22 protein-coding genes are annotated in these 25022 nt (G+C 54.9%); 17 read left to right on the top strand and 5 right to left on the bottom strand.

Annotated elements, in window-relative coordinates:
• Positions 1-195: 195 nt before the first annotated feature.
• Positions 196-1590: a YjiH family protein gene (locus tag E0E37_RS15595; protein ID WP_130863906.1), complete on the bottom strand. Its 1395-nt coding sequence runs from the start codon at positions 1588-1590 to the stop codon at positions 196-198.
• Positions 1591-1879: 289 nt separating this feature from the next.
• Between E0E37_RS15595 and E0E37_RS15590 the strand changes: the two genes are divergently transcribed.
• A complete protein-coding gene (locus E0E37_RS15590; protein WP_165445397.1) occupies positions 1880-2977 on the top strand; it encodes an ArsR/SmtB family transcription factor in 1098 nt (365 codons plus the stop codon).
• 52 nt (positions 2978-3029) lie between these two features.
• Here E0E37_RS15590 and E0E37_RS15585 read toward each other — a convergent pair whose 3' ends face one another.
• Positions 3030-3917 (bottom strand): DMT family transporter, encoded by an 888-nt coding sequence (locus tag E0E37_RS15585; protein ID WP_165445396.1) that lies wholly within the window; start codon positions 3915-3917, stop codon positions 3030-3032.
• Complete coding sequence (locus tag E0E37_RS15580; RefSeq protein ID WP_130863903.1) at positions 3910-4842, bottom strand: DMT family transporter; 933 nt, start codon at positions 4840-4842, stop codon at positions 3910-3912. The genes E0E37_RS15585 and E0E37_RS15580 overlap by 8 nt, the downstream gene beginning before the upstream one ends.
• Before the next feature lie 151 nt (positions 4843-4993).
• On the opposite strand from E0E37_RS15580, the gene E0E37_RS18620 reads away from it, so the two are divergent.
• From E0E37_RS18620 to E0E37_RS15535, 10 genes are all read left to right on the top strand, one after another.
• On the top strand, positions 4994-5131 hold the full coding sequence (locus E0E37_RS18620) for a hypothetical protein (RefSeq protein ID WP_165445395.1): 138 nt from the start codon (positions 4994-4996) through the stop codon (positions 5129-5131).
• The gene (locus E0E37_RS15575) at positions 5128-6147 is read left to right on the top strand and encodes an ornithine cyclodeaminase family protein (protein WP_130863902.1); all 1020 of its coding nucleotides are present in this window, start codon (positions 5128-5130) and stop codon (positions 6145-6147) included. Before E0E37_RS18620 ends, E0E37_RS15575 begins: the two co-directional genes overlap by 4 nt.
• Before the next feature lie 368 nt (positions 6148-6515).
• The gene (locus tag E0E37_RS15570; protein ID WP_130863901.1) at positions 6516-8123 is read left to right on the top strand and encodes an ABC-F family ATP-binding cassette domain-containing protein; all 1608 of its coding nucleotides are present in this window, start codon (positions 6516-6518) and stop codon (positions 8121-8123) included.
• A gap of 329 nt (positions 8124-8452) precedes the next feature.
• Positions 8453-9100, top strand: coding sequence for a corrinoid protein (locus tag E0E37_RS15565; RefSeq protein WP_130863900.1), 648 nt, complete (start codon positions 8453-8455; stop codon positions 9098-9100).
• A 3-nt stretch (positions 9101-9103) separates the two neighbouring features.
• Positions 9104-10162, top strand: coding sequence for a uroporphyrinogen decarboxylase family protein (locus tag E0E37_RS15560; protein ID WP_130863899.1), 1059 nt, complete (start codon positions 9104-9106; stop codon positions 10160-10162).
• 65 nt (positions 10163-10227) lie between these two features.
• The gene (locus tag E0E37_RS15555) at positions 10228-11730 is read left to right on the top strand and encodes an ASKHA domain-containing protein (protein WP_154937801.1); all 1503 of its coding nucleotides are present in this window, start codon (positions 10228-10230) and stop codon (positions 11728-11730) included.
• A gap of 138 nt (positions 11731-11868) precedes the next feature.
• On the top strand, positions 11869-13161 hold the full coding sequence (locus tag E0E37_RS15550) for an ABC transporter substrate-binding protein (protein ID WP_130863897.1): 1293 nt from the start codon (positions 11869-11871) through the stop codon (positions 13159-13161).
• A gap of 93 nt (positions 13162-13254) precedes the next feature.
• Complete coding sequence (locus E0E37_RS15545) at positions 13255-14139, top strand: carbohydrate ABC transporter permease (RefSeq protein ID WP_130863896.1); 885 nt, start codon at positions 13255-13257, stop codon at positions 14137-14139.
• Between the two features lie 11 nt (positions 14140-14150).
• A complete protein-coding gene (locus tag E0E37_RS15540; RefSeq protein WP_130863895.1) occupies positions 14151-14960 on the top strand; it encodes a carbohydrate ABC transporter permease in 810 nt (269 codons plus the stop codon).
• Between the two features lie 28 nt (positions 14961-14988).
• A complete protein-coding gene (locus E0E37_RS15535; protein ID WP_130863894.1) occupies positions 14989-16068 on the top strand; it encodes a uroporphyrinogen decarboxylase family protein in 1080 nt (359 codons plus the stop codon).
• A gap of 33 nt (positions 16069-16101) precedes the next feature.
• On the opposite strand, the gene E0E37_RS15530 is transcribed toward E0E37_RS15535, so the two are convergent.
• The gene (locus tag E0E37_RS15530; RefSeq protein ID WP_130863893.1) at positions 16102-17880 is read right to left on the bottom strand and encodes a ferrous iron transporter B; all 1779 of its coding nucleotides are present in this window, start codon (positions 17878-17880) and stop codon (positions 16102-16104) included.
• Between the two features lie 64 nt (positions 17881-17944).
• Positions 17945-18187 carry a FeoA family protein gene (locus E0E37_RS15525; RefSeq protein ID WP_130863892.1) on the bottom strand — a complete coding sequence of 81 codons (243 nt, stop codon included), beginning with the start codon at positions 18185-18187 and terminating at the stop codon, positions 17945-17947.
• A 108-nt stretch (positions 18188-18295) separates the two neighbouring features.
• Here E0E37_RS15525 and rmuC point away from each other — a divergent pair, with 108 nt between their 5' ends.
• The 6 genes from rmuC to E0E37_RS15495 all read left to right on the top strand — a co-directional run bounded on the left by rmuC (position 18296) and on the right by E0E37_RS15495 (position 24823).
• The gene (rmuC, locus tag E0E37_RS15520; protein WP_246019756.1) at positions 18296-19687 is read left to right on the top strand and encodes a DNA recombination protein RmuC; all 1392 of its coding nucleotides are present in this window, start codon (positions 18296-18298) and stop codon (positions 19685-19687) included.
• 20 nt (positions 19688-19707) lie between these two features.
• Positions 19708-20430, top strand: a complete 723-nt coding sequence (locus E0E37_RS15515; protein ID WP_130863891.1) for a metallophosphoesterase — start codon at positions 19708-19710, stop codon at positions 20428-20430.
• A gap of 190 nt (positions 20431-20620) precedes the next feature.
• The gene (locus E0E37_RS15510; RefSeq protein ID WP_130863890.1) at positions 20621-21796 is read left to right on the top strand and encodes a phosphopentomutase; all 1176 of its coding nucleotides are present in this window, start codon (positions 20621-20623) and stop codon (positions 21794-21796) included.
• Between the two features lie 40 nt (positions 21797-21836).
• Positions 21837-23147 carry a thymidine phosphorylase gene (locus E0E37_RS15505; protein ID WP_330548592.1) on the top strand — a complete coding sequence of 437 codons (1311 nt, stop codon included), beginning with the start codon at positions 21837-21839 and terminating at the stop codon, positions 23145-23147.
• A 97-nt stretch (positions 23148-23244) separates the two neighbouring features.
• A complete protein-coding gene (locus tag E0E37_RS15500; RefSeq protein ID WP_130863888.1) occupies positions 23245-24522 on the top strand; it encodes a D-alanyl-D-alanine carboxypeptidase family protein in 1278 nt (425 codons plus the stop codon).
• Between the two features lie 43 nt (positions 24523-24565).
• Positions 24566-24823 carry a DUF3343 domain-containing protein gene (locus tag E0E37_RS15495; RefSeq protein WP_130863887.1) on the top strand — a complete coding sequence of 86 codons (258 nt, stop codon included), beginning with the start codon at positions 24566-24568 and terminating at the stop codon, positions 24821-24823.
• Positions 24824-25022: the final 199 nt, after the last annotated feature.

The following is a 25022-nucleotide window of genomic DNA, read 5'->3' as shown; positions in this document are numbered from 1 at the left end:
GAAACATTTCAGATGGGTGCTGGCCGCGCTGCTGGCTCTGGCGGCGTTCGCTGCCGTGTGTGAGGACGACGACAGAACTGCTGGGCGCAGATAAAGCCGGCGTACAGCGGGCGCAACGGCGCCGGAAACAGGAAGAAAAAGAAGAAATGCCGGCGGATCTGTCTATTCCGCCGGCATTTTTACCTGTGGATTCTGTCAGACCAAGGGGATCTGCAGAACGAACCGGATGAAGATACTGGCGATCACCACGCTGACGATGGTCCGCTCCAGGAAAATGACAAACAGGTCGGTCAGATTGACCGGGATCTTGGTGCTCAGGATCATGGAGCCGTTTTCAGAGATAAAGATGAGCTGTGTGATGGAGATGACAGCCACCAGGAATCTGGTAAACGGCGAACTGATGGTACCCGAAGCGATCACGGACGGGATAAACATGTCGGCAAATCCCGCCACCATAGTCGTGGACGCGGCTTTCGCCTCCGGGATCTGCAGGAGCTGAAGCAGCGGCATAAAGGGAAGCCCCAGCCATTCCAGGATGGGCGTATAGTAAGCGACGATCAGCGCCGTGGTTCCCACCGCCATGATGATGGGGGAGAGGACGCACAGCATGGTCAGGCTGTTTGCAGCCCAGTCTTTACAGTATTTCTTCAGCGTGTAACCATTGTTGTTAGCCTTTACGACAGCCTGATGAAAGGCCCACTGGGGCAGATTGTAGCCCGGTGCGGTATAGACTTCGCCCTCGTAGGTGGAGGCTACAAAATATTCATCTTTTTTTCTGGAAAGAGGCGGTATGCGCGGAAGAATGATGGCGCAGGCCACGCCTACCAGACAGACGGTGCCGTAGAATGGGAAGAACATATCCAGGAAGCCCACCTGTTCAATGACCACGAGGGCGAAGGTGATGGACACTGCGGAGAAGGTGGTGGCGATGGTACAGGCCTCCCGGGCGTTGTAATACCCCGATTCATACTGCTGGTTCGTGAGCAGGACCGCCACGGAGGTGTCGCCCAGCCAGGACGCTACGCAGTCCACTGCGGCTCTCCCGGGGATCCGGAACAACTTCTTGAAAAAACGTCCGAAAAAGGTTCCTACAAATTCCATGAGACCGAATTCCACAAGCAGCGGCATCATTGCACCGGCGATCACGCCGATGGTCAGTATGCCGGAGATCAGTTCATAGAGCACAAAGGATCCGGTATCCGGCGAGATGATGAATTCCGGACCGACGCCAAAGAGCGCCATGCCGCAGAATACCACACCGATGACCCGCAGAATGACCCAGTACCATTTCGTGTTGAATATATTGTTCAGCACGGGATTGTTGACGATAAAGCCGGGTTTCAGGTACGTGCCGATCAGGGTGAAGACACCGGATAATACAATGATAGCGAAAGCGGAATAGACGAGACCGCCGCCGATAAAGGCGTTGACCGTCTTGATTGCAATCGTGATGGGAATGACGAGATTTCCATCATACATAACGGGGCAGAGGAAAGCAAACCCACCGACTAAAGAAGGGAGTATACAGCGTAAAATCTGGCCCGAATTAAACTTTTCCCGTTCAGGAGCAGAGTTAGCATTGTAGTCCATTTGCAGATCTCCTTTTCATCAATCGCGGGGGAACGCGTCAACGAAAACCGCGGGGCAAAGTTTATGTAACTGAAAGTAACATCATAATACAAAAGATTGATTAATTTGTCAATTATAAAATCGAAATATACTAAATAATTAGACAAGTGAGGCTTTCCTATGTGGGAACGGCAGCCGCTCACTGGACAGAGGCGGCAAGAAAATGTTTACAAGTATAACGATTTGGTTTATACTGAAACCTGATTTTGATCATACAGGAGGCCGCCTGTATCTGAAATGGAGAAAGAAGATGAGAGTAATACAGCGAAGTGAAGACCGGACTAATCTGAAGTGTTCATTTGTCTGCAATGAAGCCATAGAAATGCTTGCCAGCCTGCACGTCATGGCGGATCCCGACCATCATCCCGCATGTTCTGACTGGGCAAAACGGAAATATTCGCTGCTCAGCCCAAAGCTGAAAGAGGAGATCGATTTTTTCGGCAGCGTCTACGCCAAGTGGTACTTTATCATGGATATCGCGGCGGACGTGACCAGCGACGTATCTTCTGAAGAGGGAACCGTGGAGATACTGGTGGACAGCATCAGGAAAATGGAGCAGGAGGAATTCGCCTATCTGTTTCTCGGACTGCCGGCTTTCGAGTTTGATCGGGAAGAGCTCAGAAAATGGATCGAGTGGCCGGATGCCGTGACGAAGCCGGCCCTTAGAGAGCAGGCCGGTTTTTTTGAGATCAAAGATGTGATTTACTTCCTCAAAAACATGGAAGAGATCAAGCAGCGGCTGATCTGGGTATTGGAGAATTACTGGGAAGAGTGCTTCAGCCGCGAGTGGGACGCGATCCGCGACTACGAGGAATCCGTGCTGAAAAAAGAGCGGATATTCTTCGACCGCACCGATCCCATCGAGTACATGAAAACGCTCCATCCGGGCGTCAAGGTGGAGGACGGCCGTCTGATCTTCCAGAAAAACCCGGATTACAGCATTGCGGTCAGCAAGATCAGAGAACTCATCATCTTTCTGTCGGTGTTCAGTGCGCCGCATCTGTATGGAAATATCGTGGGCGGCAAGGTGAATATAACCATGAACCTGAATTTCCATTCCGTGAAGCTTCGTGCGCCGGTGCCGAAGGATATGTTCAGTCTGCTGACTGCGGTCAGCGACGAGACGCGGATCCGCATGATGAAGATCCTGTGGAACGGCGACGCCACGACAAAGGAGATGTCCGAACTGCTGGAGCTGTCGCCCAGTACGATCTCCCTGCATTTGAAGATCCTTAAGGAGGCGCAGTTGGTCGAGACGAATAAGGTCAAGAAATTCGTGTACTACAAGCTGATCAAGGACTCTTTCTACAAGGTGCAGGAGAGTCTCATCGATTACTTTGAATACTAAACGAAACCAAACAAAAAGGGACTGCCTGTGATGCAGTTCCTTTTTTATCTTCCTATCCGTCGCACTGGACTTCTTCGGCACTGGACTTCTTCTGTGGGGAAGGCAGCTGAGCGATAACGATGGCGGCGAACATCAGGACGCATCCGGCCAGCTCCCGGGGGCCCAGGTGTTCATCCAGAAGCAGAACGCCGAATACCACGGCGGATACGGATTCCAAACTGAGTATAATGGAGGAGATGGTGGCGCCGGTGTTGCGCTGCCCTACGATCATCAGGGCGAAGCCAAGGCCTGTGGGGATCGCACCGGAATATACGAACCAGGGAAGGATGGTCAGAAAGGCCGCTTTGTCAGGAACGCCGGAGACGGGCAGCAGAGCGGCGCCGATGAGCGCGCAGGTGACCGCCTGAAAGAAGGCCAGCCGGAAGGGGTTTTCAGCATGTTTGAGGCAGTGGTCGATGACCAGAAAGTGGACGGCGAAGAAGAACGCACTGATAAAGACCAGAATATCGCTTGGGGCCACTGAAAATGAACTGGTGATGCAGAGCAGATACAGCCCTGCTACCGCCAGGACCACGCCGAACCATACCTGCCTGGCTGCTTTCTTTTTCAGAAAAATACTGAGAACGGGGACCATAACTACATACATGGCCGTGATAAATCCGCCTTTGCTGGCCGAGGTGAAAATGAGGCCGTACTGCTGTACGAGGGAAGCGGTCATCAGAGCCGCTCCACAGGCGGCGCCGCCCAGAATATAGGGCTTCCATTCTTTTTGACGGCCGATGAGGGGGAGCAGAGCGATGGACGCCACAAGAAAACGCAGCGTGGTATAAAACGTGGGCGATACATATTCCATACATACGCGGGCCGGAATAAAACCGGAGCCCCAGATCACTGCGGTGAATAACAGGATCAGATTTGCCTGCAGCTTTTTTTTATTCATTGTTTGACTCACTATCCTTTCGGGAACGATGGGTTTCATTTTTTTTATCAATGAGCTCTAAAATGAGGATGGAGCCGACGATCATCACGCCGCCGGAAAAATTGCCGAAAGACAGGGCGTCGCCCATGATGACAGCTCCGGCGATGCAGGAGACAAGCGGCTCCGCGGTACCGAACAGAGACGCGTTGCTGGCGCCGATCAGCCGGACGGCCTTGTAAAAAGACAGCATCGCGATAAAGGAATTGACCACGGCCAGCAGCAGGACATGACCAAACTGCGGGAGATCGGCGGGAAGCAGCTGACCGCCTGCGGAGAACGCGATCAGGACACAACAGCCGAGTAGGGGTATGGACTCGTAGAGAAATATGACCTCCGGGTCCAGATCGCGGATGATACCGGTGTTGACCGCCATGACCTGAAAAGCATAAAACACCGCGCCCAGCAAACCGAGAAAAATACCGCGGGCGCTGACTCCGCCGGTCTCGCCGGGAGTCAGCAGGATCAGCAGGATCCCGGAAAAAGCCAGCGCCAGGCAGGCCAGACGGAAGGGCGCGGCCCGTTCACGGCCAAGGAGGATCTCACACAGAACGATAATAACGATATAAGTCATGGTCATGACCGTAGCGATACCGCTGGGCAGATAGCGATAACTCTCATTCATTCCGTAGGTGGAGGCGGCCCCCAGGAATCCCAGAACCATGAGGAACACGAATTGGTTCTTTGAAATCTTCAGGCCGATTTTTCGATTTTTCAGATGGAGCAGATACAAAACGGCTGCCAGTCCGTAGCGGCTGAAAACTACGGTCAGGGTGGGCATCCCGCTGCGGAAGGCCAGTTGGGTGAACACCGGCATAAAACCGTAGCAGCTGCTGGACAGCAGAACCAGATACAGTCCTTTTCGATGTTCCTTTTCGGTGTGATTCATGTAAAAACCTCCTTAACTCCTTAAGCCAAGTTGTAACACACAGGGGAGAAAAATTCAATAACTATTTGTTGATTTATGTTTCATAAAATTATTATTAAATAAATTTTCAGTTATTTTAGATTTTGCGATTGACAAATTATAAAATAATGCTATGATAAAGAAAAACAAGAGAGGTCCGGTTCGTCCCAACAGGCCGGGAACACAGCGGGACGCGGGGGAAGCTGTGCCCATGGCGCAAAAGGGCGATCCGATCTCAGGAGAAGCGATCAATAAGGAGGAAATAATATGATAAAACCGGAGATTTTATTTCTGAAACAGGAAGATGTGATTGCAGCAGGGCTTCTGGATATGAAAAATATTCTGGAGGTTACGGAATATACTTTTAAAATGCTGGGCGAGGGCAAGGTCCTCCAGCCCACGAAGATCTTCATGGGTATGCCGGACAGTGAAAACTGGACCTCCTATGGTATGTCTATGCCTTCCTATGTGGGCGGCGAATACGATATCGCGGGCTTTAAGTGGGCGGCTGAATCAGTCTATAACGCAACGCAGCCCGGGATGCCCTACGGGATCGACGTAGTGATCCTGAGCGATCCGAAGACCATGTATCCGAAAGCGATCCTGGACGGGACCATCACTACAGCCATGAGAACATCGGCAGCGGCAGGGGTGTGCGCTAAATACAACGCAAGAAAAAATTCCAGAGTTGCAGCGCTGATCGGAGCGGGCGTTATCGGCAGGACCATGATCATGGCCATTGCGGAGTCGGTGCCCAGTCTGGAAGAGATCCGCATCGTGGATCTGGACATCAAGAAGGCGGAAGACCTTGCAAAGGAATTCGAGGGAAAATATAATGTGACGCCCTGCAGCGACGCGAAGAAAGCCATAGAGGACGCCGACGTAGTCGTCACAGAGACGACTTCCAGAAAGGATTTCATTCCCAAGGCGTGGCTTTTGAAAAACGCTACAGTCATTCAGATGGAGGCTCACGCTTTTGAGGAGGAGGTTCTCCTGACAGCCGACAAGATCGTTTTGGACAGCTGGGAACAGATGACCCATCTGGACGGCCACCTGCTGAAAGGTCTGCGTGAAAGCGGAAAGCTTACTAGAGAACAGATCATTCAGGTCCAGGAGCTGGCTACTGGTCAGCGCAAGGGGAGAGAAAACGACGATGAATTTGTCTTCTGCGGAACGGCGGGCATGGGTTCCGTGGACGTGGCCATCGCCTACAAGATGTATCTCAGCGCCAGAGAGAAGGGGCTGGGCACGAAGCTGACGCTGTGGGACGATCCTCTCTGGGTATAGACTGCTTACAACTGATTTTAGTGATAAAACGTGACGGAGAAAGAGCCGGCCTTTGAAGGCCGGCTCTTTCTCCGTTCTGTATGTGGGAAATATGGCAAAGCCGGCGACTAAAGGAGACTCATTGATATGTGGAGAAAAAGAAGAAGGCTGATTTTAACAGGAAAGACAACGGTTGAACTTGCGTCACCTATGATACCTATGGTATTATAAGAGATATGCTTTTGTCCTGCAGCGGAGTCCGCGGCGGCTGAGGGACCGAATGCACACAGGGTCGGAATACGGCCGGTTCTGCCGGTTTTAAAAATATAGAAAGACGAAACGCTTCCGGCAGGCGGCCGGACAGCCGGAGATTGGGAGGAAGAAAAAGAATGATAACTGTTACAAATGTGAGCCTTAACTTCAGCGGGACTCCGCTCTTTAAGGATGTGGACCTGAAGTTCACGGCGGGAAACTGCTACGGCATTATCGGGGCCAACGGAGCGGGAAAATCAACGTTCCTGCGCATCCTGTCAGGAGACCTGGAACCCAGTACGGGAAGTATTTCCGTGCCGCCGGCCATGCGCATGTCCGTGCTGAAGCAGGATCACTTTGCCTATGACGCGTACACAGTGCTGGACACGGTCATCATGGGAAATCAGAGACTGTACGATATTATGAAGGAGAAGGACGCTCTCTACGCGAAGGAAGATTTTACCGACGAGGACGGGATCAAGGCTTCCGAGCTGGAGGGTGAATTCGCTGAGATGAACGGCTGGGAGGCGGAATCTGACGCCAGCCGTCTGATCCAGGGTCTGGGACTTTCCGGAGACATCCTGTACAGCCAGATGGAAGGCCTGATGGAGAAGGAAAAGGTCAAGGTACTGCTGGCCCAGGCGCTGTTTGGCAAACCGGATATCATTTTGCTGGACGAGCCCACCAACGGCCTGGATATCCAGGCCATCGACTGGCTGGAGGACTTCCTGATGGAGTACGAGGGAACGGTGATCGTGGTATCTCACGACAGACATTTCCTGAATACGGTCTGTACCAGTATCGTGGATGTGGACTACGGAAAGATCAAAATGTACGTCGGAAACTACGAGTTCTGGTATGAATCCAGTCAGATGATCCAGAAGATGGTGCGGGATCAGAACAAAAAGAATGAGGATAAGATCAAGGAACTGCAGAGTTTTATTCAGCGGTTCTCCGCCAATAAATCCAAATCCAAGCAGGCTACGGCGAGAAAAAAGCTTATCGACAAGCTGACCGTGGAAGAGCTGCCTTCTTCTTCCCGGAGATATCCTTTTGTGGGCTTTAACATGGACAGGGAGGCGGGCAAGGAGATACTCACCGTGGAAGGGATCAGCAAGTCCATCGACGGGGTAAAGATCCTGGATAATGTTTCCTTCCGCGTGAACAAAGGCGATAAGATCGCGTTTGTGGGGGAGAATGAGATCGCGAACACTACACTGTTCCGTATACTCATGGGAGAGATCGAGCCGGACGCAGGCAGCTACAAGTGGGGAACGACCATCACGACTTCCTATTTTCCCATGGACAACTCGGCGTTCTTCAACGGCTGCGATCTGAATCTGGTGCAGTGGCTGGGACAGTTCACCACGGAGACAACAGAGACCTTTATGAGGGGCTTTCTGGGCCGTATGCTGTTCTCGGGCGACGACGTATTCAAGCCTGTTAAGGTACTCTCCGGAGGCGAGAAGGTGCGCTGCATGCTGTCGCGCATGATGCTGTACGGCTCCAATGTGCTGGTTCTGGATCAGCCCACCAATCATCTGGACCTGGAGTCCATCACGGCGGTGAACAACGGACTGATCGATTTTAAGGGAAATCTGCTGTTTGCATCCCACGACCATGAGTTTATCCAGACCATCGCCAACCGCATCATCGAGTTCGCGCCGGAGGGCATGATCGACAGACTCTGCACCTATGACGAATATCTGGACGAGCAGCGGGCCCGGGCGCTGGCCAATAAATAATCAGATCGAACGGAATAAAAAAATGCCGGTCATTCCCATGACCGGTTTTTTTATGGCGCAGATCCGAACGGTGGATCCGGACGGAATTATGTAGGCATCGGAGCCGATTGGTGTTAAAATAAAAACGCTGGAAGGGTAGGGATCAGAGACGGTACCGACATCAGAAAGTGCAGGGATGACATATACGAATGAAACCGCCGGGGACGGCGACAACGCGGTCAGATGCCGCGCGTTTCGGCGGCGGGGCGTTTATAGACGAAATCTTTTGGGTACTATTGTTTTTGAGGCGTCCTTTTACGGCGCCTCAGGGAGATTGACGGAGGATAAAGATGAAGGAAAAAGAAACGCTGCTCACGCAGCTTGCGGATTGTGTTCTCAATATGGAAGATGAAGAAGCCGCTGGTATTGCGGAAGAATATATAGAGGAAGGTTATCCGGCCCAGGAGGGGATTTTGTCCGGCCTGGTGGTAGGAATGAATCAGGCGGCGGAGCTGTATGAAAGGGAGGAGTATTTTATCCCGGAGCTTCTGATCTGCTCCGACGCCATGTACAACGGACTCGATGTGCTTCGGCCCCATCTGCCCAGATCGGAGGGAGAAAAAAAACGCCAGGTAGTGATCGGCGTTGTGGAGGGCGATACTCACGATATTGGCAAAAATATTGTTAAGATCATGCTGGAGGCGGCAGGCTACGAGATGGTGGATCTGGGGCGCGACGTGCCTCCCAAGTCCTTTGTGGAGAAGGCGAAGGAAACGGGCGCGTCAGTGCTGGCGCTGTCCACGCTGATGTCCACCACCATGGGGAATATGGAAAAGATCATACGAATGCTGGATGCGGAAGGCATCAGAGATCAGGTAAAGGTGGTGGTGGGAGGAGCACCTGTGTCGCAGCTCTTTGCAGAAAAGATCGGCGCGGACGGTTACTCGGAAAATGCAGTGGAGGCGGTAAAACTGATCGACCGCCTGATGGAGGCATAATATATGGAAGAAAAAAACTCTTGCGCCCAGGGCCGGTCCAGCCAGAAAGAACGGCTGTATTCTGCCGCGCACAGAACCGGAACGGACAGGCCGCCCTGTATCTGTCCCGGCGGCATGATGAATATGATCTCTAAGGAAAGTATGGAACTGTCGGGGTGTTTCTGGCCCGAGGCCCACAGCGATCCGGAAAAGATGGCGGGATTGGCTGTAGCGCTGAATCGGGCGGGAGGATTTGAGAATTACGGCGTGCCGTTCTGCATGACCGTGGAGGCGGAAGCCATGGGGGCTCAGGTGAATATGGGGAATTCCCTGGCGGAGCCCCACGTGACGGAGTCTCCGATCCGGGGGCCTGGAGAACTGGAGAAGCTGAAGCCCATGGATCTGAGCGCGGGCAGACCGGCGGCGGTGCTGGCGGCGATCCGGCTGCTGAAAAAGGAACAGGAGAGCAGCGGAGTCCCGATCATCGGTAATCTCTGCGGTCCCGTGAGCCTGGCAGGGACGGTGACGGACATGGGGGTGCTGCTCCGGACTTTTCGCAAGGAACCGGAAAAAGCGGAAAGACTGATGGATTTTGTGGCGGAAAACCTCATCGCCTTCGGCAGAGAGCAGATTCGGGCGGGAGCGGACGCTGTGTGCATCTCGGAGCCCAGCGGAACGGGGGAGATCCTGGGACCCAGGTTCTTTGAGGCTTACTCCGTAAAATACGTGAACCGTGTGCTGGACGCTCTGGAGGTCCCGGTGAAGATCGTACACATCTGCGGCGATCTGAGATCGGTCTACCGGCAGCTGGCAGGACTCCACTGCCATGTGTTCAGCTTTGATTCCATCGTTAATATATCCGAGATCAAGCCGTTTCTGGAGGGCAAAGCGGTGATGGGCAATGTGAACACTCACGCCATCGGGACCATGAGCGCGGACAAGGTCGGCACGCTGGCGGAGAATGCTCTGAGCAAAGGCGTGGACCTGCTGGCGCCGGCATGCGGTCTGCCGGTCTCTACGCCGCTGGCAAACATACAGGCACTGGTAGCTGCGGCCGGGCGGGTGGACTCCGGTCAGGCGTAAAGAGGATGGAAAGAAATTAAAGCAGGGACCCAACAGCCGGAAGCGGCGGGAGAAAGGATGTGGACATGGTCAAAATTTTTGTGGATGGCGGAGAGCGGGAGTATGTGCTGGAAGCGGAGGAGGGCGAAAGTCTGTATCGGGTCCTGGCGGACAACGGGCTGATGGAGGGACCCTGCGGCGGGAAAGGGATCTGTGGAAAGTGCGGCGTGATAGCGGACGGCGAACCTGTGCTTTCCTGCGAATACATTCTGCGTCAGGATGTGCAGGTAGAGCTTCCGGCCAAGGCGGAGACCGGAGATATCGTAGCGGAAGGGTTTTCCCGGGAGTTCAGTCTCGATCCGGAACCGGAAGGCGTCTGCGGACTGGCGGTGGACATCGGCACCACAACAGTGGTGGCGGCGCTGGTGGATCTGCACACAGGGGAGGAGTTAGGCGTACTGTCCTGTCTCAACTCTCAGAAAATTTTCGGGCAGGACGTGATCTCCCGCATCCACTACGCTTCCGAACACGGAAAAGCGCAAGCGATGATGCAGGAACGGATCGGAAGCGATATCCGCACTCTCACCGAGGGACTTTTACAAAAAACAGGCAGACAGGCGGAGGACATCAGGCGCATCGTGATCGGCGCCAATACCACAATGGTACATCTCTTTGCGGGAATAGACGCCAGTTCCATGGGGCGGTCGCCTTATACGCCGGCTTTTACCGGACCGCTGCGGAAAACAGCGTCGGAGCTTTCGCTCATTGCGGCGCCGGAGGCTGAGGTATACTGTATTCCAGCGGTCTCGGCCTTCGTGGGCGGCGATATCACGGCCGGAGTTCTGGCATGCGGGCTGAAAGAGCGGAGCGGAAGTCTCTTGTTTCTGGACATCGGCACCAACGGAGAATTGGTGCTGAAGAAGGACGGGGAATTATTCTGCTGTTCCTGCGCAGCAGGACCGGCGCTGGAAGGCATGAATATCAGCTGCGGCATGCGGGCGGCGGAAGGAGCCGTCGAGGACGTGAAGGCTGAGGCGGACGGGAGTCTCACCTATCAGACTATCGGAGGAAAACCTGCGGCGGGCATGTGCGGCAGCGGTATTTTGGCAGCGGTGGCGGAACTGAGAAGGATCGGCGTCATCGGAAAAAGCGGACGGATCAAGCTGGGACCCCTGGTGAAGGAAATTGATGAAAAACGGGGCGTGGAGATCGACGGTACGGCGGGGATCGCCCTGACGCAGCAGGATGTGCGTCAGATCCAGCTGGCCAAGGGGGCCATTCTCTCCGGCATCAAGACGCTTCTTGCCGCAGCGCAGATCCGGGAAGAAGATCTGGACCGGGTGCTGGTGGCAGGACAGTTTGGCGCTCATTTGAAGCCGGAAAGTCTCACCGGCTCCGGCATCCTGCCGGAATGCTGGACGGACCGCATCGAATACGTGGGCAATACTTCCAAGTCAGGCGCGCGTATGTGCCTTCTTTCCTCAGAGGAGCGGGGCAACGCGGAGCGGCTGGCGGGACAGATGAAGTACATTGAACTGTCGGAGCTGGAAGGTTATTCGGATCTGTTCGTACAGTGTCTGAACTTTTAGCCTGCTGAAAATTTCATAGAGCAACGCAATCAAGGAACGGGATGCCATAGAAAAACGCAATTGGTAATCCCGTCCTTTTTTTTATAGAATGAGTGGAGGACCGGAGTAAACATTTCAGTACGATAGGAGGAGCAGATTATGTGGAAAAGAATTCTTGCACTGTCTCTGGCCGTGCTCATGATGATCATGACGGCGGCCTGCGCGGGGGACGGAGGTCAGCAGACGGCGGAGGATCAGGAGATCCTGGTATGGATGCCGTCTTTAGCGCCTGACGGCAACGATAAAGAAGTCTGGGGAGAGATCGTGAAGCCTTTCGAGGAAGAAAACAACGTAAAGGTCAATTTTGAGTTCATCTCATGGAAGGACTATGAGGCGAAATACGCTTCTGGTATTCAGATGGGAAACGGACCTGACGTAGGCTATCTGTACGTGGAAATGTTTCCGGATTACATAGACGCCGGTCTGGTGGAGCCCATCGAAGATTATCTGACCCAGGAAGACCGGGATGATTATCTCTACCTGGAGGCGGGAAAGATCTGGGACAGAGTATATGGATTGCCCCTGAGCATCGGAAACCCTGTGGCGCTCTTCTACAATCAGGATATTCTGGATTCCATCGGGGAGTCTGCGCCGGAGACCTGGGAGGATGTGCGGCGTATCGCGCAGAAGGCCACAGCGGATACAGACGGCGATGGCAAGATCGATCAGTGGGGACTGGCGCAGGGTTGGGGCCAGTCTTTCAGCCAGGATCTGAACTGGAACTGGTACAGTTTTGTATTTCAGGCCGGTGGAGATCTCTTCGACGAAAAGGGCAGGGTGATCATGGATCAGGAGCCTGCCGTCGAAGCAGCCACTTTCCTGTATGACCTGAAAAACACGGACCACGCGCTGCCGGAAGACTGTATGGCGCAGACCAATTCCGAGATGTTTGCCAATTATTTCATCACAGGAAAAGCGGCCATGAGTTTTGGCGGCGTCAATCTGGCCAACGCTCAGCTGTTGGAGGGGAAGGACAGCGATTTTGAGTATGGTTTCACTCTCAAGCTGAAAAACAAGATCGAATCTACCCGCTGCGGACTGGACCAGATGGTAGTCATGTCGGCCGCTCCGGACAAAGAGCTGGCGGCGAAGCTGATCAAGTATATGACCGGCCCTGTGGGCAATGGGCAGTGGCATCAGGTGACCCAGGGGGCTCCCGTATCCAGAAGCGAGGAGAATCATGCGTTCCCCATGCTGAAAGAGGCTCTGGAGGGCAACGAGGATATCGTAAGACCGCTGAAGCCGGCTCTGCGGGCGCCGCAGGTCTATGAGTATCTCTGGAAAGCCCTTCAGGAGATGATGAACGGAAACTCCACGCCGGAGGAAACGATGAAGGATGTGACGGAATACGGCAACAGCCTGCCGTACGAACGTCAGTCCGACTCAGAGTAGACCGGCTTGTCAGAGGAAAAAATCACGGAAGAAAGAAGATCGCCGGAGCTTTTCCGGCGGTCGTTTTTCTTCCGTGACAGCGGAGAAGGGAACATGAATAGAAAGCATAAATACAAATGGAACGGGTATCTCTACATTCTGCCCATGTGTCTCTCCGTGCTGTTTTTCTGGTACGGACCTGTACTTTTGTCCGCCGTATTCAGCCTGGGCAGCTACAGCGCTCTGAAGCCGTTTCAATTTACAGGAATGGGCAATTATACCGCTCTGTTTTCCGACAAGTATTTTATACGGGCTCTGAGCAACACCTTTATCTGGGTTCTGGGCGTGGTGCCGGCGCAGACGGTGCTGGCCTTTTTTTCCGCCTGCTGGATCGCTGGAAAAAAAAGCAGTTTTCTCGCTTCTCTGGTGAGAAAAGTCATGTTCATTCCCAGCGTGGCCTCAGTGACGGTGATCGGCATCGTCTGCCGCCTCATGCTGAACAGCCCGCAGTCGCCGGTCAACGCCCTGCTGGGGATCTTTGGGGGAAGCGCGTCAAATCTGCTGGGTTCTGAGACCACGGCCCTTCCCACTCTGATGCTCATCGAGGTGCTGGTCAACACCGGTTATTACATGATCTTTTTTCTGACCAGCCTCATGGAGATCCCGGAGAGCTACTATGAAGCGGCGCGTATGGACGGGGCCGGCGCTTTTCGGATCTGTACGCAGATCCAGATCCCGCTGCTGAAGCCCGTGTTTATCATGATCATCTTTCTGGGCTTGATACAGGGCTTTCGCACCTTCGATCTGGTCTATACGACTACCGGCGGCGGGCCAGGTCAGGCCAGCATGACCGCAGTGGTCTATCTGTACATGCAGAACTTTAAATTTTCACAGATCGGATACGCCATGGCCATCGGAAACATACTGGTGGTCATCGTGGCGCTGTTGACGTTCCTGCAGCGCAGACTGCTGAAAAACAAAGAAAACAGTCTTTACTGAGGAGGGGAACAATGAAAAAAGTTTGCGGTGTAATGCTGGATCTGTTCTTCCTGACGCTGGCGTTTATCATGGTATTCCCATTTCTCTATATGCTGGTCGTATCCTTTCAGGAAACGTACTCGCCGTATCTGCTCAGCTTTGATCCGGCCGACTATTCTCTGGACAACTATTTTCTGCTCTTTCAGAGAAGCGGATTTTTTCTGTGGGTGAGAAACAGCTTCCTGGTATCCATTTCCGGGGTCCTGCTCACGCTGGCGATCTGCAGCACGGCCGGATACGCATTTGCAAAGCTGAGATTCCCCGGAAACGACAGGATCTTTTTCTTTCTGTTTGCCGCCATGGCCATCCCGTTTCCGGCCACGGTAGTGCCGCTGTGGATCATCATGGGGAAGGTCGGTATCGCCTCGACTATGGCCTCCCTGATCCTGCCGGTGCCGACCTTCCTGGGAGTCATACTCTTTCGACAGGCATTTCTCTCCATCCCGGGCGACATGATAGAGAGCGCGAAGATCGACGGCTGCACGGATTTTCAGACCTTTGCCGCCGTGGTCCTGCCGCTGGTGCGCTCCACCGTCATGTCCGTGGCCATTATCTATTTTGCCAGAAGCTGGAACAGCCTGCTCTGGCCCATGATCATGGCGGGCGGGGATTACAACCGGACGCTGCCTGTGGGGCTGGCGGCCATGCAGGATCTGTATGTGGTGAATTACGGACTTTCCATGGCGGGAGCGGTGATCAACTTTCTGCCGCCCTTTATCGTATATCTGCTGCTGCAAAAGTATTTCATTCAGGGCGTAGTCAGTTCGGGGCTGAAGGCCTAGCTGCGGGCCTGGCTGAGGAGGTTATTCTATGTGGGAATTGAGAAAGCATCCGGGGGACCGAATGGTTCCGGCCGAGAGAGAACGGGCGCTGGCGGCGGGGGAGGCTTTTGACAGGCTGCCCTGTACGCTGTCGCTGGGAGAATTCAAAGCGCCGCTGCTGGGAGTAAATTTTTCCGATCTGGTGAGAGACGAGGAGACGATGGTCAGAGCGGAGATCCACGCTTTCAACCGGTTCGGCGCGGACAGCATCTCCATGGGGGCTAATTCTTACGGGATCGCGGAGGCGATGGGAGCAAATGTGTGTTATCCGGAAAACAAACTGCCCTATATTGCAGCGCCGGTGCTGACTGATTACAGCATGCTGGATGATATGCGGCCCATGGAGCCGAAGAAGGACGGCAGAGTGAGCCTGTACATGAAAGCCTGTAAAGCGCTGGCGGAGAGAGCGGAAGGGATCGTTGAGCTGCACTCCAGCGTGGGAGGCCCTTTTACGATCGCTTCCTATTTGAGAGGAACAGAAAATCTCATGAGAGATGTGCGCAGGCATCCCGCAGAGGTACGCCGGCTTCTGAAATTGGTCACCCAGTCCATGAAACGATGCGTCGACGCATTTGCGCCGTGGAACGTGCGGATCGCCATGGCTGATCCGGTGGCCTCCGGGAATATGATCTCGCCGCAGGCATTCCGCGAATTTGTTTTTCCCTGTCTGAAAGAGGTGATGGACTACGCTTTCCGGCAGACGGGGAAGAAAGTCACTTTCCATCTGTGCGGGAAGACGGAGCGCATCTGGCCTGATCTGCTGAAGCTGAAGATGGAACGCTTCAGCGTAGACGAGCGAATCGATCTTGCCGGGGCCAGAAGTTTTCTGGGCGGCGCCATGAAGATCGCCGGAAATGTTCCGCCGGTGGAGGTGCTGCTCAACGGGAAGCGGGAAGATATTTTTCAGGCGGTGAAGGGCTGCGTGGATCTCTGCGCGGGAAGTCCCGGCGGTTTTATACTGGCTCCGGGCTGCCAGGTCTCACCTGCCACACCGGCAGGCAACCTGGATGATTATATGGAAGCGGCCAGAGTCTACTGCGGATACGATTATGTGAAACAGTATCTCTGATCTTGTTTCTGACTGATCTGTACATGGATCAGATCAGACGAGCCAGGCAGCCAGGAGGCCGCCCAGGAGGAAGGCCGCGGCAAAGCTGCCCAGCCAGATAGCGGCGGCTGCCAGAGGGCCCTGTTCTTTGAACAGAATGGCAACGGAGGCGAAGCAGGGCACGAAAAGGGTGATCACGGTCAGCGCCACGGTCATCTGAGGAAAGCTGAGAAGATCCTGAGACACCATGGAGTAGAGGCAGGCGGCTCCCAGATCGCGTTTGATGATACTCATGAGAAACAGCGCCGCAGTTTCACCGGGCAGCTTGAGAAAGCCCTCGGTCAGCGGGATCAGGGCCTGATGAATGGCGGCGAAGCCGCCGGTATAGGTGAGCGTGGAGATCAGCAGGCTGCCGGCGAGAAACATGGGACCGGCGTCCCGCAGAAAGTGCTTCGACTTCATAGCAGTCTTTCGCAGCACATTTTTCGCCCCGGGAAGCCGCAGCGGGGGAAGCACCAGAAACAGGTCGCTGGAGCTGCCGGGAAGAAACCGGGCCAGCAGGCTGCCCAACAGGAAAAACAGCATCAGTATGGAGCCGCCGTATATGAAAAAGTAAAAGGGCGGCAGGATGGAAGCCACCGCCATGATGATAGCAAACTGAGCAGAGCAGGGTACGGCGATACACAGGAGAACGGTCGCGATGAGCCGTTCTCTTTTTGTACCCAGAATGCGGGTGGTGATGAGCGCCATGGTAACGCAGCCAAAGCCCAGCAGCATGGGAATGACCGCCTTGCCGTTCAGCCCGAACCGCGTAAAGAGCCGGTCGCAGAGCACGGCGATCCGGGGCAGAAGGCCAGAGTCTTCCAGAAGCGCCAGACAGAGATAAAAGCCGACGATCAGGGGAAGCAGCAGGCCCAGCAGGTAGATGGGGACCATGGTAAGCACGCCGTATTCGCCGATGAGAAGAACGCCTGCAAAGCTGTCTGGATCCAGGATCCGGGAGATCAGTCCGAAAATAAAGTTATAATAGCATTCGCTCATCAGATAGCCCTCTGTAAAATCCACCACTGTCTGCGAGAGGAATTTTCCGATGAACAGAAAAATGAGACAGAGAAGTCCGGCCATGAGGGGGACTCCCAGCACAGGATTCAGCACGGCGCGTCCCAGTTTTTGAGAAAAGACCGTCTTTTGCCCGCTGTATCTGACAAAACGTTCGGCCAGCCGGTCGGCTTCAAGGCGGGTGCGGGCGGAAGCGCCGTCGTCTGAAATTCCCGGGGCTTCCCCGCGGGACCGGCCCCGGGCGGGAGTCCGGAGGGAGTCCGCCGACAGAGCGGATCGGAGCGCTTTTATGCCCGTTCCTTTTTTTGCGGACACGGGAAAGATCTCCACGCCAAGGGCGGCGGAAAGACCGGAGAGATCCAGCCGAATGCGGTTTTTTTCAACCTGATCCATCAGATTGACAGCCACCAGCATGGGTTTTCCCAGAGAAAGGAGCTGCAGGGTGAGAAATAGGTCACGTTCCAGATGGGTACCGTCGACCACGTTGAGAATACAGTCGCAGTCCGTCACCGCCGACAGGGTCACTTGTTCCTCATCGTTGAAACCGGAGAGGCTGAACACGCCCGGCGTGTCGATGAGGGTAAAGGGGCCGAAGCTGCCGGTGGTCACATCTACTGTAGTACCGGGGTAATTGGACACTTCGGCGTACATGCCGGTGAGCGCCTGAAAGACCACGGATTTTCCCACGTTTGGATTGCCGGCCAGAGCCAGCTTTCGGGGAGCCGCCTTACATTCGTGTCCGACGCCCGCTTTCTCTTTGACGGAAATGTTCATTTCTTTGGAAGCCTCCTTTTCCTTTATATGTTGCTGTATTTTGTACTGGCTGCGCGGGAGAACGTCATCTGTCTTTGGACCTTTCGCCGCCCCAGCGCCGGACCTGGATCCTGCTGGCCAGTTTTCGCCCTACGGCGATCTCCTGGTTTCCCAAAAGCAGGACCACCGGGCCGCCGGGGAGAACGGAGAGGCAGCGGATGGGAGCGCCGGGCAGCAGGCCCAGCCGGATGCCCTGGCTTTTGATTTCTCCAGGGGGAAGGGCCACGACGAACAGGAAGGAGCCTTTGGCTGCGTCGGAAAGTCTCATGGAAAACCGCCTTTCTTTGTGCTATACTTAATTGTATGCGCGGCCCCATGATTTTAGAGCCTGCCGCAGACAATGGAATGGGAAGACTTGGGTTAAAGGAGATCATTTATGGAGTTGTATCTTGTCATGACGCTGGTCATTTTTTTTGGAACCGCAGTTCTTATCATGCTGTCCGGTATGAAAAAACAGCTTGAGAGGAAAAATGACAACAGTGAACTTTTGGAACAGCTGGATCGCGTGAGACAGGAGATGATCGGGGAAATACGGGCAGCCAGACAGGAGACAACGCAGTACGTCCAGACCAGTTTTCAGAGTCTGGGGGAGCTGCTGACGTCATCCCAGAATCAGGCGTCGCAGATGCAGGACAGGCGGATCGCGGAACTGACGGCGCAGCTCTCTCAGCGGACAGAGATCCTCCAGCGCACGGTGAACGCCATGCTGGCGCAGATGGACGAACGTCTGCAGTCCGGCGCTATCCAAAGCGAGCAGAAGCTGGAGCAGATCCGCACGTCGGTGGAGACTCAGCTGGTCCGCATGCAGGAAGACAACGGAAGAAAGCTGTCGGAAATGCGGGCCACGGTGGACGAAAAGCTGCAGAAGACGCTGGAGGACCGCATCAGTCAGTCCTTCCGGGTGGTCAGCGAGAGGCTGGAGCAGGTGTACAAGGGCCTGGGAGAAATGCAGACTCTGGCCAGCGGCGTGGGAGATCTGAAAAAGGTCCTCTCAAACGTAAAGACAAGGGGAATTCTCGGCGAGATCCAGCTGAGCGCCATACTGACGCAGATCTTATCCCCGGATCAATACGAGGAAAACATCAATACGAAGCGCAGCGGCGGCGAGCGGGTGGAATTCGCCGTCCGTCTGCCGGGAGACGGGGAAGGGACGGTCTATCTGCCCATCGACGCAAAGTTTCCCGGAGATACCTACGCCAGACTGGCGGACGCTTACGACAGCGGCGACGCGGCGGAGATCGAGGAGGCCGGGAAGGCTCTGGAGCGGGCCATACGCAGAGAGGCCAAAGATATCCGCGACAAGTATGTGGAGCCGCCTTACACCACGGATTTTGCCATTATGTTTCTGCCCTTTGAAGGGCTCTACGCCGAGGTAGTCAGGCGGGGACTGGTAGAATCGCTGCAGCGGGATTATAAGATCAATATAGCCGGCCCTACCACCATGGCGGCGCTGCTCAACAGCCTTCAGATGGGCTTTCGCACGCTGGCCATCCAGAAGTATTCGGGAGAGGTCTGGAATGTGCTGGGGGCGGTGAAAACAGAGTTTGAAAAATTCGGTTCTGTGCTGGCCTCTACTCAGAAAAAGCTGTCTCAGGCCAACGATGATCTGGACAGACTGGTGGGAACCAGGACCAGAATGATCCGGAGCAGGCTGAAAAATGTGACGGGGCTGCCGGAGGCCGACAGCAGAGAAGTTCTGGGCCTGCCCGGGGAAGGGTCCGGAGAAGAGGGCGCCGCCGGCTCCTGTGAGCCGGAGCAGATACCATAGAAACACGGAGGATGAAACGAATGAGCGTATACGCCATAGGAGACCTGCATCTGTCCTTTGGGGAGCTGGTGGAAAAGCCCATGGATATATACGGCGGGCAGTGGATCGGCCATGCGGAACGTGTGAAAGAGAACTGGGAACAGCTGGTGAAAGAAGAAGATACCGTCATCATACCGGGAGACATCTCCTGGGGACTGCGGTTTGAAGAGGCGCTGCCGGATCTTCGGTGGATCAGCGCGCTGCCGGGAAAGAAAGTTTTGCTGAAAGGGAACCACGATCTGTGGTGGAGTTCTATTTCGAAGCTGTCTAAACTTGACGAAAAACTGTATTTTGTCCAAAATAATTGTTATGCGGACGACAGTGTGGTGGTGTGCGGAAGCCGGGGCTGGATCTGTCCGGGGAATTCTGATTTTACGCAGCGGGACCGAAAACTGTACGATCGGGAGCTCCTGCGTCTGAGGCTGTCTCTGGAGGATGGGAAAAAACTCAGGCGGCGGGCTGCGGAGGAGGGCCGGGAACTGCCGCTGATCGGCGCGCTGCATTTTCCGCCGACTAATGAAAAGTTTGAGAGTTCAGGCTTCACGGAGCTCTTTGAGGAGTACGGCGCATCGAAGGTGATCTACGGTCATCTCCACGGTACAGATGCGTTTAAAAACGGCTTGCAGGGGAGAAAAGGAAATATTGAATATCTGCTGACGTCCTGCGATAAGCTGGCCTGCCGTCCAGTCCTGCTGTTGGATTAGAAGCGCGGATCGAGGGTATAAAAAAGGTATGGAAGAAGCAGGAACGGGCAGCGGAGAATGGGACCTGTGCAATGGACGCAGAAAGGCCGGCCGCCGGCCGTGAAAGAAAATGTCCGGGAACAGAGAACGCAATACCCTTTGCTTCTAAAATGATATAAATAGAGAGAAATAGAGAAAAGAGGCGATTTGGATGAAGAGAGCAACGATCATCGTGATGGACAGTCTGGGCGTGGGCGAGCTTCCCGACGCGGAGAAGTACGGAGACAGGGGCGCAGACACTCTGGGTCATATCGCGGAGCACATGCCGGGATTTAAGATCCCCAATCTGGTGAAACTGGGGCTGGGATGCCTGGAAGGCGTGAGGGATAAGGGCCGCATCGAAAAGACGGCGGAGCCGGCAGGCGCCTTCGGCCGTTTTGCGGAGGCTTCGAAGGGAAAGGATACCATCACCGGTCACTGGGAGATCGCGGGACTTCTGACAGAGGTGCCCTTCAAGACGTTTCCACATTTCCCGGAGGATTTCATGAAGGCCTACGAGAAGGCCGTGGGCAGGGGAACCCTGGGAAACTGCGCGGCTTCCGGCACAGAGATCATCAGAGAGCTGGGCGAGGAGCACAGAAAGACGGGGAAGCTGATCGTCTATACGTCGGCGGACAGCGTTTTTCAGATCGCAGCGGACATGGATGTGGTGCCCTTGGAAGAACTTTACCACTGCTGTGAAGTTGCCCGGGAAATGCTGAAGGGAGATCTGCAGGTGGGCCGGGTGATCGCCAGACCGTATGTGGTGAAAGACGGCGAGTATATCAGGACGGCGGACCGCAGAGATTACGCCGTATCGCCCCCGGAAAAGACCCTTCTGGATCTGGTGGGGGAAGCTGGGAAGACCGTCTATACCGTGGGAAAGATCAGCGATATTTTTAACGGCAGGGGCGTCACACATTCGGTGCACACGGAAAGCAATATGGACGGCGTGGATAAGACCATCGATGCGCTGAAGCAGTCCTTTGACGGTCTGATCTTTACCAATCTGGTGGACTTTGACTCTAAATTTGGACATCGCAGAGATCCGGAGGGTTACGGGCGGGCCATCGAGGAATTTGACGCCAGGCTGCCTGAGATCAGAGCAGCAATGGGTCCGGAGGATATCCTCATCCTCTGCGCCGACCACGGAAACGATCCCGTTCATTCCGGGTGGGACCACACGCGGGAGTACATTCCGGCTCTCCTGTCCGGCGAGAATGTAAAAGCAGGCGTCGATCTGGGCACGCGCGGCAGTTTCGCGGATATTGGAGCCACCGTTTCCGAATATCTGGGCGCCGGATCCACGCAGATCGGAAGCAGTTTCCTGGAGATGATCCTGAAATAGAGGCGTTGAAGCAGAAAGGACGCGTAGAAGCCATATGAATATGTACGACATCATTTATACAAAGCGGGAGGGCGGCGCGCTCTCCCGCGAGGAAATCGAATATTTCGTAAAAGGCTACACGGAGGGCTCGATCCCGGATTATCAGGCTTCCGCGCTGCTGATGGCGATCTTTTTACAGAAAATGAGCAAAGAGGAGACCTTCTGGCTCACAGACGCCATGATGCGCTCCGGCGACCTGGTGGATCTGTCTTCCGTACCGGGAGTCAAGGTGGATAAACACAGCACGGGTGGCGTGGGAGACAAGACCACGCTGATCGCAGCGCCGCTGGCGGCGTCCTGCGGCGTGCCGGTGGCGAAGATGTCGGGACGCGGCCTGGGATTCACAGGCGGCACGGTGGATAAGCTGGAATCGATTCCGGGCTTCCGCACCGCCATGGAACCGGAGGACTTTCTGGAGCAGGTGCGCCGCGTGGGCATGGCGGTCATCGGGCAGACGGCGCATATCGCGGCCGCGGACAAAAAGATATATGCTCTGCGGGACGTGACGGCCACGGTGGAAAATCTGTCGCTGATCACATCCAGTATCATGAGCAAAAAACTGGCCTCGGGCAGCGACGCCATCGTGCTGGATGTGAAATGCGGCAAAGGCGCCTTTATGGAAGAACCAGAGAGCGCGGCGGAGCTGGCGCAGTGGATGGTGGAGCTGGGCACCAAGGCCGGGAGAAAGACGATTGCCGCCGTCACAGACATGGATCAGCCGCTGGGACGGGCGGTGGGAAACAGTCTGGAGGTAATGGAAGCCGCGGACACGCTGAAGGGATGCGGACCTGCGGATATCACAGAGCTGTCGCTGAAGCTGGCCGGGTTGATGATCTTTGCCGGCGGCCTGGCGGGAACTGCGGAGGAAGGCGAGAGGATGGCGGTCAGGGCGCTGGAAAGCGGCGCAGGCTTTGGAAAGTTCTGCGAATTTATCGGAGCGCAGGGCGGCGACAGCAGAGCGGCGTCGGATTACAGCCTGCTGCCTCAGGCGGAATACGCCCGGGAGATCTACGCGGAGAAGGATGGATTTATCGGAGGCGTGGAAGCCAGGCGGATCGGCCTGGCCTCCCAGCATACGGGCGCCGGAAGAGAAAAGAAAGAGGACGGCGTGGATCTGGCGGCCGGGATCCTGCTGAACAAAAAAAAGGGAGACCCCGTGAAAAAGGGCGAACTTCTGGCCACATTTTTCGGGAATGATCCGGAGAAAGTAAAAAAAGGCGCGGCGGAAGGCGCGGCTGCCTTTTCCATCTCCCGGACCAGGCCGGAGACGGAGCCGCTGATCCGGCAGGTGATCGGAGCCGAAGTCCTGTAACGGGAGATAAGCAAATAGAGATCAGTAAATAGTTCTAAACCCCCCTGCGGCAAAATACTCTGTAAAAGAATGAATTGCGTGCAAGGGGGTTTTTTATATGAAGAAAGGGATAGGCAGATGTGCGGCGGCGCTGCTTGCGCTGCTTTTGTGTCTGAGCTGCATTCCGGCGTTTTGCCTGGCGGAAGACGCGCAGCAGGATCAGAGAGCAGAAGAGACGGCGGCAGGCTCAAAGGATAAGGAAAAGACCGCGGCTGAAGCTGAACAGCAGCCCGGTACCATCGCGGCGGCCGAGGGCAGTCTGAAGATCGACGCCAAATCAGCCGCGCTCATCGACGTGGGGAGCGGTCAGGTGCTCTACGAGCAGAACAGTCATGAATCGCTGCCGCCGGCCAGCGTGACAAAGGTCATGACCATGCTTCTGGCGCTGGAGGCGGTGGACAGGGGACAGATCAGCATGAACGATGCGGTGACCATCAGCCAGCGGGCGGCCAGCATGGGCGGAAGTCAGATGTTCATGGAGGCGGGCGAAACGCAGACTGTGGAGACACTGCTGAAAGGCATGGCGATCTGCAGCGCCAATGACGCCTGCGTGGCCATCGCCGAGTACGTGGGCGGCACAGAAGAAATTTTCGTGGAAAATATGAACAAGAGGGCCCAGGAGCTGGGAATGAAGGACACGAATTTTGTGAACACCAACGGGCTGCCGGTAGCAGACCACCGTACCAGCGCATATGATATAGCATTGATGTCCCGTGAGCTCATCAAGCATCCGCAGACAAAAGAGTGGTTCAACACGTGGCAGACCAATATTACAGTTGGGCTGCCGGGCAAGAAACAGACGGAGCTGGGGCTCACCAACACCAATAAACTCATCAAACAGTATCCCGGCGCCAACGGCATCAAGACCGGATTTACTCAGGAAGCGGGGTACTGTCTCTCCGGGTCTGCCACAAAGGGCGATCTGACGCTGATCGCCGTGATCATGGGAGCCAAAACTTCCAAGATCCGCTTTGCGGAAGCAGGAAGGCTTCTCGATTACGGCTTTGCCACCTATGACAGCGTGAACGCAGCGCAGAAAGGACAGGTCATGGGCGCGGTTGGCGTGGATAAGGGAAGCCCGCAGACCGTCAACGCCGTCACTTCGTCAGACGTCAGCATTCTTGTTAAAAAAGGCGAGAAGGACAGCGTGACGACGAAGGTAGAGACGAAGAAGCTCCTGACCGCTCCCGTCAAACAGGGGGATGAGATCGGAGAGCTTATCGTAATGAAGGACGGAAAGGAACTGGAACGCCATCCGCTGGTGGCGGAGAGCGATGTGAAAAAAGCGGGAATTGCAGAAATGTATATACGAATGCTGAAAACCCTGATCGAATGACGGCAGGGTGAAGGATCCGCCCCATTAGAAAAGAGGGATAAATTTGAACGAATATATGATCGCCTTTTCTTCTTTTTATAAAGCGGTCTACGCGCAGGAAAAGGTTCAGGAAAAGAAGATACGGGCAACGCTGAAAAAGACGCCGCCCGGGCTGATGAAAAGCTGCGGCTACGCACTGTTTCTGAGGACGAACGACATTGACAGTCTGGTGGCCTATCTGGAAGACAGCTTTATCGACAACCGGGGCGTATACCGGGTCGAACAGGAAGACGGGAAAGCGTATTATCGAATGATCTCCTGATCACAGGACGACAGGATCACAGTAGATGTCAAAGAAACGGAGGCCGGCCGCCTGAAATATGGCGGCCGGTCTCCGTTTTTGTCACCTCCCAGCTATTTGATCTGTATATATAAAATAAGAGAACAATAGATTTTTTTGATACGGCGGCCCCGATGCGTCAACAAACTTGACTTTTATGTCCGGCCGCAATAGTCTGATA

Origin of the sequence: Bacilliculturomica massiliensis (assembly GCF_900605495.1) — a bacterium.
In the GTDB taxonomy this organism is placed as follows: Bacteria; Bacillota; Clostridia; order Peptostreptococcales; family Anaerovoracaceae; genus Bacilliculturomica; species Bacilliculturomica massiliensis.
The sequence above is the reverse complement of the archived record's forward strand: the minus strand, read 5'-3'. Positions and strand labels throughout refer to the sequence as shown.